Here is a 3526-nt window from a genome sequence, read left to right as displayed (position 1 = left end):
CCATCACCTGGCACCCCACCCACCAACACCACAACCACATCAACCTCCCCACCTACCCCTTCCAACACCAGCGCTACTGGCTCAACACCCCCACCCAGACAGGAGACGTCACCGCCGTCGGCCTGGACCCGGCGCATCACCCGTTGCTCGGCGCTGCGATCGGAGTGGCCGAGGGGGAGGGCTATCTGCTCACCGGTCGGCTCGCCCTGACCACCCACCCTTGGCTGGCCGATCACGCCATCGCCGGCGCCGTGATCCTCCCTGGGACCGCGTTCCTGGAGATCGCCCTTCAGGCGGGCCATCATGTGGACTGCCATCGCGTTGACGAACTCACCCTCCACGCACCGCTGTTCATCCCGGAGCAGGGGGCGGTACAGGTGCAGGTGTGGGTGGCGGCGCCGGACGAGGAGGGTCGCCGAAGCCTGACGGTGTCCTCCCGCCACGAAAGTCACGAAAGTACAGATGAGGACGGCGCGTGGGTGCGCCATGGCACGGGCCGGGTCGGTCCCGAACCGGCCGACCAGGATGACGCCGCCCGGCTCGTCGATCCGCAAGATGGCGCGGGAGCGGCCTGGCCACCACCGGGTGCCGTCGCGTTCACGGAAGAAGACCTGGACGGCCTGTACGACGGGTACGCGGCGCGGGGATTCGAGTACGGACCGGTGTTCCGCGGGCTGCGGGCGGCCTGGCGGCGTGGCGAGGACATCTTCGCTGAGGTGTGCCTTCCTGAGCCGGCGGACGACGACGCCTCCCGGTTCGCCCTCCATCCCGCTCTGCTGGACGCCGCCCTTCACTCCGCCGCCCTCCGCCCGGCCGATGAACTTCCTCACGGTGCCCTGCCCTTCTCCTTCAGCGGAGTGAGTGTGTCCGGGTCCGGAGCGTCGGCACTGCGGGTGCGCCTCACCCCGGGCGGCGAGGAGCGGGGTCGGCACGCGCTGTCGGTCGCTGTGGCCGACGGCGAGGGGCGGCCGGTGGCCTCGATCGCGTCGCTCGCGGTCCGCCCGTTGTCGACGCAGGAGCTGTCGGCGGCCTCCGGCGCGGTGCAGCGCGATTCGCTCTTCGCGGTCGAGTGGGTGGCCGCCCCCGCGCCGACGTCGCCGTCGGCCCCCCAGTGCCTGGCCACGGTGGGGCCCTGTGACCTCCTGCCGTCGGCGGTCGGCTACGCCAATCTCACCGACCTGGCCGCGGCGCTGGAAGCGGGGGCCGCGGCGCCCGACGCGGTCGTGGTCGACTGCGGTCGCCGCGACGCGCGCGCCGCCACCACCCTGCCGGACGATGTGCGGGCCCTCACCACGCGCACCCTGGGACTGCTCCAGGAGTGGCTGGCGGACGAGAGGCAGACCTCGGCCCGGCTGGTTGTGGTGACCCGTGGTGCGGTTGCCACCGCACCAGGGAAGGATGTGGCGGACCTGGCGAGCGCGGCGGTGTGCGGCTTGGTGCGCTCCGCGCAGTCGGAGCATCCCGGCCGTTTCGTCCTGCTCGACCTCGACCTCGACCTCGACCTCGACCTCGACCTCGATCTGGACTTGGACGGCGGGGAGGTGCCACCGGACGCTGTTTCGGCGGCGCTCGCCTGTGGCGAGCCGCAGATCGCTGTGCGTGCGAACCGGCTCCTCGTCCCCCGGTTGACCCGCGTACCCGCTCCCGCCGCCCCCGTATCCGTCCCCTCCACCGATGCACCTGGCCAGGACGACGCGTCCACGACGTTCGACCCCGACGGCACCGTGCTGATCACCGGCGGCACCGGCACACTCGGCGCGGTGCTCGCTCGCCATCTGGTCGGCCATCACGGAGTACGACACCTCCTGCTGGCGTCCCGGCGCGGGCCCGACGCGCCCGGCGCCGCCGAGCTGCGGGCGGAACTGACCGGCCTCGGCGGCGAGGTGACGATGCGCGCCTGTGACACCGGCGACCGTGGCGCACTCGCGGACCTGATCGCAGGGATTCCCGGCAGCCACCCGCTGACCGGTGTCGTCCACGCCGCGGGCGTACTGGACGACGCCACCGTCTCCTCCCTCACCCCCCGACACCTGGACGCCGTGCTGACGCCCAAGGTCGATGCCGCCTTCCATCTGCACGAGCTCACCCACCACGCCCAGCCGGGCGCCTTCGTTCTGTTCTCCTCAGCCGCCGGTGTCCTCGGCGCGCCCGGGCAGGGCAACTACGCCGCCGCCAACGCCTTCCTCGATGCCCTCGCCGACCACCGCAGGGCACAGGGACTGCCGGCCCTGTCGCTCGCATGGGGGTTGTGGGAGCAGGGCAGCGGCATGACCGGCCATCTCGACGGCGCCGACCGCGCCCGTATCACCCGCTCCGGGCTCGACCCCCTCGCTACTGAGGACGCCCTCGCGCTCTTCGACGCGGCCCTCGCGGGTGACCGGCCCTCTCTGGTACCCGCCCGTCTGGATCTGCGGGGTCTGCGTGCGGCCGAGACCCCCGCGCCCCTGCTCTCCAGGATCGCCCCGCCACGCACGGCCCGCCGCCGCACGTCCGGGGCCGAGAGCGGCACCGACCTTCGTACCCGCCTCGCGGCCCAGGACTCCGCCGAACAGCGGGACACGCTTCTCACGGTTGTCCGCGCCCACACCGCCGCCGTACTGGGGCATGACACGGCTGCCGCCGTCCGGCCGGACTCGGCCTTCCGCGAGTTGGGTTTCGACTCTCTCGCCGCCGTGGAACTCCGCAACCGCCTTCAAACGGCCGCGGCCCTTCCGTTGCCCGCGACCGCCGTCTTCGATCACCCCACCCCCGCCGCCCTCGCCGACCATCTGCGTAGTCAGCTCTGCCAGGACGCCCCGACCTCGGCGGCGGCCACGGCGATGGCGGCGCTGACCGAGTTGGCCAGGCTGGAGTCAGCCGTTGCCGACTCGGCGCTCGACGACGACACGCGCAGCAGCCTCGCGGAGCGTCTGCGGTCCCTGGCCCGCAGGATGGGCAGCGACCGTGCCGCTGACCACGACGGTGTCGGTACGGGGCCGGACCTTCAGTCGGCCACGGACGACGAGATGTTCGAGCTGATCGACAAGGCGGTCAGCCGAGACTGAGCTGATGCGGTGACACGAGTGAGGGCGTCCGGCCGAGCCCGGGCGCCCTCACTCGTGTCATACGGCACAGATCTTGCAGCACACCAAAACAGTTCATTCGGTCGGCAGGTGTTGGCACAGCCATGCGGTGTCGGTGTTCGTCCGCATGGCCTCGTCTTCGGCGGCTTCCGCCGCGGCCACTGCTTCGGACATGGCTTCGGACATGGCTTCGGACATGGCTTCGGGCTTTGCGTCGGCACCGCCGTCCGCAGCCGCTCGGGCCGCCTCGGCGGCGCGGGCCGCGGCATCGGCGATGACCGACGCCTCGGCCGCCGCCCGGCGGCTGTGCTCCGCGACGGCGTTCGCGATCTCGGCGGCCTTCGCGGCGGCCTCGGCCTGGGCCCGCGCGGCGGCTTCCGCGGCGGGACCGGCCTGGGCACCGGCGGCGGCCGCGTCGGCCGCCGCCTCGGCCGCGCGGGCGGCGGCCACTGTGGCGGCGTCGG

Annotated in this window: 2 protein-coding genes; one reads left to right on the top strand and one right to left on the bottom strand. The window is 72.9% G+C overall.

Features of this window, described 5'->3' with window-relative positions; translation table 11 throughout:
• Positions 1-3044: type I polyketide synthase (locus ABTY62_RS47340; protein WP_352135604.1), on the top strand; the 3044-nt coding region annotated here is incomplete at its 5' end.
• Between the two features lie 93 nt (positions 3045-3137).
• On the opposite strand, the gene ABTY62_RS47335 is transcribed toward ABTY62_RS47340, so the two are convergent.
• A partial coding sequence (locus ABTY62_RS47335; RefSeq protein WP_352135603.1) for a hypothetical protein occupies positions 3138-3526 on the bottom strand: 389 nt, incomplete at its 5' end.

The sequence above is a fragment of the Streptomyces sp. NPDC097640 genome (assembly GCF_040302705.1).
In the GTDB taxonomy this organism is placed as follows: Bacteria; Actinomycetota; Actinomycetes; order Streptomycetales; family Streptomycetaceae; genus Streptomyces.
Note: the sequence above shows the minus strand (reverse complement) of the source record. Positions and strands in the feature narration are given on the sequence as shown.